Source organism: Mesorhizobium sp. M7D.F.Ca.US.004.01.2.1 (assembly GCF_003997785.1).
Classification (GTDB): Bacteria; Pseudomonadota; Alphaproteobacteria; order Rhizobiales; family Rhizobiaceae; genus Mesorhizobium; species Mesorhizobium loti.
Map to the genome: position 1 here is coordinate 1 of NZ_RZRQ01000343.1, position 5,972 is coordinate 5,972.

At 64.5% G+C, this 5,972-nt stretch carries 4 protein-coding genes and 1 pseudogene; 3 read left to right on the top strand and 2 right to left on the bottom strand.

Annotation, left to right across the window (positions count from 1 at the left end):
* Nucleotides 1-598: energy transducer TonB (locus EN993_RS29575; RefSeq protein WP_127265558.1), on the top strand; the 598-nt coding region annotated here is incomplete at its 5' end.
* A 64-nt stretch (nucleotides 599-662) separates the two neighbouring features.
* Nucleotides 663-977: an antibiotic biosynthesis monooxygenase gene (locus EN993_RS29580; protein ID WP_127265559.1), complete on the top strand. Its 315-nt coding sequence runs from the start codon at nucleotides 663-665 to the stop codon at nucleotides 975-977.
* 13 nt (nucleotides 978-990) lie between these two features.
* Here EN993_RS29580 and putA read toward each other — a convergent pair whose 3' ends face one another.
* On the bottom strand, nucleotides 991-4,599 hold the full coding sequence (gene putA / locus EN993_RS29585) for a bifunctional proline dehydrogenase/L-glutamate gamma-semialdehyde dehydrogenase PutA (protein WP_127265560.1): 3,609 nt from the start codon (nucleotides 4,597-4,599) through the stop codon (nucleotides 991-993).
* A gap of 163 nt (nucleotides 4,600-4,762) precedes the next feature.
* Here putA and EN993_RS29590 point away from each other — a divergent pair, with 163 nt between their 5' ends.
* A complete protein-coding gene (locus EN993_RS29590; RefSeq protein ID WP_027029407.1) occupies nucleotides 4,763-5,215 on the top strand; it encodes an Lrp/AsnC ligand binding domain-containing protein in 453 nt (150 codons plus the stop codon).
* Between the two features lies 1 nt (nucleotide 5,216).
* On the opposite strand, the pseudogene EN993_RS29595 reads toward EN993_RS29590, so the two are convergent.
* Nucleotides 5,217-5,972: pseudogene (locus EN993_RS29595) on the bottom strand (c-type cytochrome); the annotation flags it as partial.

Consider the following 5,972-nt stretch of genomic DNA (forward strand, 5'->3'; position numbering starts at 1 on the left):
GCTCAAGCCTTTGCCGGAACCTGTAAAACGGCAGACGGTCACTCCGGACATACTGGTGGCCGGCGCCCCCCGCCCCGATGACCAGAGCGTGGCTCCCAAGGCCGAAACGCCGGCGCAGCCGACCGTTCGCCCCGAGAGCGCCGAAGTGCCTGTCGCCGTTCCGGAGCAGCCGCCGATCCCCAGCGCGAGACCCAGTCCGGCAGCTGCCCCAGCAACGGCAAGCGAACCATATGAGAAGCGCGGCACGGCGGATGGTCGGGAAATCAAGGCCGCAATCGCCAGCAAAGGCAGAAAACAGACCGATGCCGGCAACGCGGCGGCGTCTCGCTATAGCGGCGAGGTGGCCAGCAAGTTGGCTCGCGCCAATCGCCGCGTTTCGAAAGCGGCGCAAACGACAGCCCGCAACAACGCCATGGTGGCATTTGTGGTGCTGGCCAATGGAAACATCAGCGACTTGCAACTTGCCAAAAGCTCGGGCTCTCCGGAGCTCGATCAATTCGCTTTGGAGCTGGTGCGAAAACAGGCGCCCTTCCCTCCCATTCCGCCGGAGACCGGACTGTTAAGCTGGCGGTTCAAAGCACCAATCGGCCCGTTCTGAGCCTCAGCCGCCCCGTTACGCCATCCATCGATCGTCAAAGTTCAAAACCGCTGAAAGGAACCCGATGTACATCGCCATGAACCGCTTCAAGGTGCAGACCGGCTCGGAGAACGATTTCGAAGCCGTGTGGAAGAACCGAGACTCCAGCCTCGCTGAGATGAAGGGTTTTAGGGAATTCCACCTGTTGCGTGGCCCGGTCAACGAGACCGAAGGCTACACGCTGTTTGCATCGCATACGGTGTGGGCGAGCCACGATGATTTTATCGCCTGGACCAAGTCGGAGAATTTTCGCGCCGCCCACAGAAATGTCGGCACGACAAAGGTCCACTATCTCGGCCACCCCCAGTTCGAGGGTTTTGCGGTCGTCGAAGGCGCATAAATACTGGCCGGGGTCAGGCTCCGGCCAGCAAGCTCGCATTGCCGCCGGCGGCGGTGGTGTCGACACAGACCGCCCGTTCATGCGCATAGGCCGCCGGGTTCAGCACCTCGCTGACCAGCGGCACGATCGGGCCTGTGCGATCAGCGATGACCATGCGCACGATACGCGCGGCCTCGGGCGTGCCGGAAAAGGCAACGACATCGACGCGCAGCGAGCGCGCTTCGACCGGATCAGGACGACCATCGATGGCGGAGAGCGGCAGGCCCTTGCCGGTCAGCGCGGAAAGGGCAGCGGGTGCGCCGGGCGCCACGGCCAGAACCGCATTGCCGGCGGCGAGCGCCTGGATCGTCTGCGCGAGCAGCGTATCGCCATCAGGACCAAGGCACAGCACCCGTCCGCGTGGCGACAACGATAGCGTGTTGGCCTCGCCGGTCGGTCCCGGCAGGTCGACCTGGCCGAAATCGATGCCGGCGGCAGCACCAATGGCCGCGGCACCCTTGCCGCGCAGATGCTTCCTCAGAATGGCAATCCGGTCGGGCCGCGTCGACCAGCCGCCAAGTGTGGGATCAGGCAGATTGTCGGCAAGTTCGGTCGCCGTGACCTTATGGCCATCCTGCAAATGGGTGCCGGCCTCCGGCCCCTTGCGGAAGCGCCTGAGATAGTGCGGACCGCCGGCCTTCGGACCGGTGCCTGAAAGCCCCTCGCCACCAAACGGCTGCGAACCGACGACGGCGCCGATCTGGTTGCGGTTGACATAGATGTTGCCGGCATGGATGCCGTCGACGAAATGCTGCACGCGGCCCTCGATGCGGGTGTGCAGGCCGAAGGTCAGGCCATAGCCCTTGCGGTTGATGGCCGCGATGACCGCGTCGATCTGGTCGGCATCGAACGTCGCGACATGCAGCACCGGCCCGAACACCTCGCGCTCCATGTCTTCGATGCCCTTGACCCGGAAGACGTGCGGCGCGACGAAGCGCCCCTCCTTCGGTGCCTCGAGCTTGGCGATCAGCCTGCCCTGCAGACCCATTTTCGTGCAGTAGTCGCGGATCGAGCTTTGCGCCTCGTCGTCGATGACAGGGCCGACATCGGTTGAAATCCGCCAGGGATCACCGATGCTGAGCGCCTCCATGGCGCCTTTCAGCATTTCCAGCATCTTCTTCTCGACGTCCTTCTGCACATAGAGCACGCGCAGCGCCGAGCAGCGCTGGCCGGCACTCTGGAAGGCCGAGGCGAGGATGTCGCGCACCGCCTGTTCGGGCAGCGCGGTGGAATCGACGATCATGGCGTTGAGGCCGCCGGTCTCGGCGATCAGCATGGCATCGGGCGCGGCCGTCTCGGCCAGTTGCTTCTCGATCAGCTTGGCAACCTCTGTCGAACCGGTGAAGCAGACGCCAGCAATGCGCGGATCGGCGGTGAGCGGCCCGCCGACCGATGGACCGTCGCCAGGCAGCAACTGGATGACGTCTTCCGGCACGCCGGCCTCGCGCAGCAGTTCGACGGCACGGAAGGCGATCAGCGGCGTCTGCTCGGCCGGCTTGGCGATCACCGAATTGCCGGTGACAAGTGCGGCGGCGATCTGGCCGGTGAAGATGGCGAGCGGGAAATTCCACGGCGAGATGCAGACGATGGCGCCGCGCGCTTGCGTGCCCGCCTCCGCATTGGCCGCCTCAGTGGCGTAGTAGCGAAGGAAGTCGACCGCCTCGCGCACTTCGGCGACGCCGTCGGCCAGCGATTTGCCGGCCTCCCTTGTGGCGAGCGCGAAGAATTCGACGGCATTCGCTTCATAGAGATCGGCGGCGCGGTTGAGGATGGCGGCGCGTTCGGCAACGGGACGCTTCGCCCAGGCCGGCTGCGCGTCCACCGCGATCCGCACGGCGGTCGCCACTTGCTTGGCAGCGGCTTCGCCGACCGTGCCGACCACTTCGGAAGGCTTGGCCGGATTGAGGATCGGACGCTGCTTGCCGTAGCCGGCGGCGCGCGTGATCGGCTTGGCATGCCAGCGATCCGGCCCGGCAAAGGCCGCCTTGGCCTTGTCGATCGCCGCCAGCGTCACCGTATCGGTGATGTCGAATCCCCTGGAGTTGCGGCGGCCGGCTCCAAAAATCTGGGAAGGCCGGGCAATCGCCGGATTGGCGGCCGAACCCTGGCTCTCGACCGTTTCGAGCGGATCACGGGCAATGTCCTCCGGCTCGACATCTTCATCGGTCAGCTGGTGCACGAAGGAGGAATTGGCGCCGTTCTCCAGCAACCGGCGAACCAGATAGGCAAGCAGATCGGAATGCGCGCCGACCGGTGCATAGATGCGGCAGCGCGTGCCTTCGGACCGTCGCACCGTCTCGTGCAGCGCCTCGCCCATGCCGTGCAGGCGCTGGAACTCGAAGGTATCGCGGTTATCAGCCATCGAAAGGATGGCCGCGACGGTGTGGGCATTGTGGGTGGCGAATTGCGGGTAGATGCGGTCGGTCATGCCAAGCAGCTTCTTGGCGCAAGCCATGTAGGAGACGTCGGTGTTGGCCTTGCGGGTGAAGACGGGATAGCCCGTGAGCCCAAGCGTCTGCGCCCGCTTGATCTCGGTGTCCCAATAGGCGCCCTTGACCAGCCGCACCATGATGTTGCGGTCGTATTTCTTCGCCAGCGTGTAGAGCCAGTCGATGGCAAAGGCCGCGCGTGGCCCATACGCTTGCACCACCACACCAAAACCGTTCCAGCCGGCGAGTTCCGGCTCGGCCAGCACCCGCTCGATCACGTCGAGCGACAGATCGAGGCGGTCGGCTTCCTCGGCGTCGATGTTGAGGCCCATGCGCGAATGGCGCGCGGCAAGCGCCAGCGACAACAGCCGCTCGGCCATGACCGGCAGCATCTCTTCCTTCTGCGCTACCTCATAACGCGGATGCAGCGCCGAAAGCTTGACCGAGATGCCGTGATTCTGCCTGATATCAGGGCCGTTGGAGCCGGAATCGAGCGACGAAATCGCGTCGGCATAGGCCTTATGATAGCGCAAGGCATCGGCCTCGGTGCGAGCCGCTTCGCCCAGCATGTCGAAGGAATAGAGATAACCTTTCTGCGTCATCGGCCGGCCGCGCTTGACAGCCTCGGCGATGGTGCGGCCGAGCACGAACTGCTCGCCCATCTCGCGCATGGCGGCGGCCACCGCTTTGCGGATGACCGGCTCGCCCAGCCGCCGCACCATAGAACGCAGCGTGCCCTCGATGCCGCCCTCGCCCTCATCGAGGACGCGGCCGGTCAGCATCAGCGCCCAGGTCGAGGCGTTGACGAAGATGGAGCTCGAACCACCCGAATGCGCCGACCAGTCGTGCGGCGCGATCTTGTCGGCGATGAGGTCGTCCATGGTTTCAGTGTCAGGCACGCGCAGCAGCGCCTCGGCAAGGCACATCAGCGCCACGCCTTCCTTTGTGGAGAGGCCGTAAGCGGAGAGGAAGACTTCCATCAGGCGAGGATCCGACGAGCCGCGCACCGCCCGCACCAGATCGGCGGCCCGGGCAGAGATTGCGTCGCGGTCTTTCGCTGAAAGGCCTGTCGCCTTGGCCAGCCGCTTCACGGCCTCGTCTTCGTCGGGCAGGTAGTTGGCGCGGATCTGCTGGCGGATGGTATCGAGCGGCATGGCGGTCCTGCGAAGCGAGCATCAAGGAGCGGGCCGGCGGTCACCGGACCGAATGGCGCAAGCTAACACAAGTGCGAAATTTCGACCGGTCCAAAGAAATCGACATTGCAGGTCATTCGATCTATCTTGATGATCCAAAAATATCATATGGACTTCATTTTCGATGACAGAAGACCAATTGGACCGCATCGACAGGAATATCCTGTCCGCGCTGGCAAGCGATGGCCGGCTTTCGATGTCCGAACTGGCGGCGAAGGTCGGCTTGTCGAAGACGCCGGTGCAGGCGCGAGTGAAGCGGCTGGAGAAGGACGGCTACATCAGGGGCTACCAGGCGATAATCGACCGCGAGCGCATGGGCGAAGGCCATGTCGCTTTCGTCCAGGTGAAATTGTCCGACACCCGATCCGCCGCGCTCGATGCCTTCAACCGATCCGTACAAGCCGTGCCGGAGATCGAGCAGTGCCACATGATGGCGTCGAGCTTCGATTATCTGCTGAAGGTTCGCACACGGGATATCGCCGCCTACCGCCGCGTCCTGGGCGAGCGCATTTCAGCCCTGCCCCACGTCGCCCAGACCTCGACCTTCGTGGCGATGGAGACGGTCAAGGATCGGTAGCTCACTCCGCCAGCGTCTTCAGGAAGGCCACCAGCGCCGCACGCTCGCGGTCTGAAAGCTGCAGCGGATGAACTTCGGACGTTCCCTCCACGCTGGGTGCGGCCTTGGCGTAGTGAGCCACCACCTCGTCGAGCGACGAAAACTGCCCGGCATGCATGTAGGGCGCCCGGGTCGCAGCACCGCGCAGCGAAGGCGTCTTGTAGGCGCGAACAAGTTGCGGCGCATCCTTGACCATGAAGCGCAGCTCGCCGCAGGCGCTGGCGTCGCCATCGCGATAGGCGCCGAAGCAGTTGAACGGGTCGGCCTCGACCTGTGCCACGGCATCGATGCGGCCGCGATCCGGCGGCAGACCCGCAACGGGCGGCACGCCGGTGTTGTGAAAGCTGTTGTCGGTGAAGCGCGGGCCGTCGTGGCAGGTCACGCAATTGGCCTTGCCGATGAACAGTTTCAGCCCAAGGATTTCCTCCTTCGAGAAAACGGCATCGCCTTTCGGCTCCGCGCCGGTGACAAGGTCCAGCGCAAAGCGGTCGAAGCGCGTTGGCGCCGGCTCGATCGAGCGTTCGAAGGCGGCGATCGCCTTGCCGATATTGGAAAAGACGCCGTTGATGGCGTCGCGCTGCGGGCCGCTCATCGAGTTCCAGGCAGCCTTCTCGGCATCGTTTCCAAGCGGGCTGGCATTCGACGGCATGCCGGAAAAGTCAGGCAGCGGCCCGAAGATGCGTTCATAGCGCTCGCCGAAGCGCGCCTTGATGTAATG

Coding starts and splice junctions, on each gene's coding strand:
- EN993_RS29580 (WP_127265559.1), top strand. CDS start 663: ATGTACATCGCCATGAACCGCTTCAAGGTGCAGACCGGCTCGGAGAAC.
- putA (WP_127265560.1), bottom strand. CDS start 4,599: ATGCCGCTCGATACCATCCGCCAGCAGATCCGCGCCAACTACCTGCCC.
- EN993_RS29590 (WP_027029407.1), top strand. CDS start 4,763: ATGACAGAAGACCAATTGGACCGCATCGACAGGAATATCCTGTCCGCG.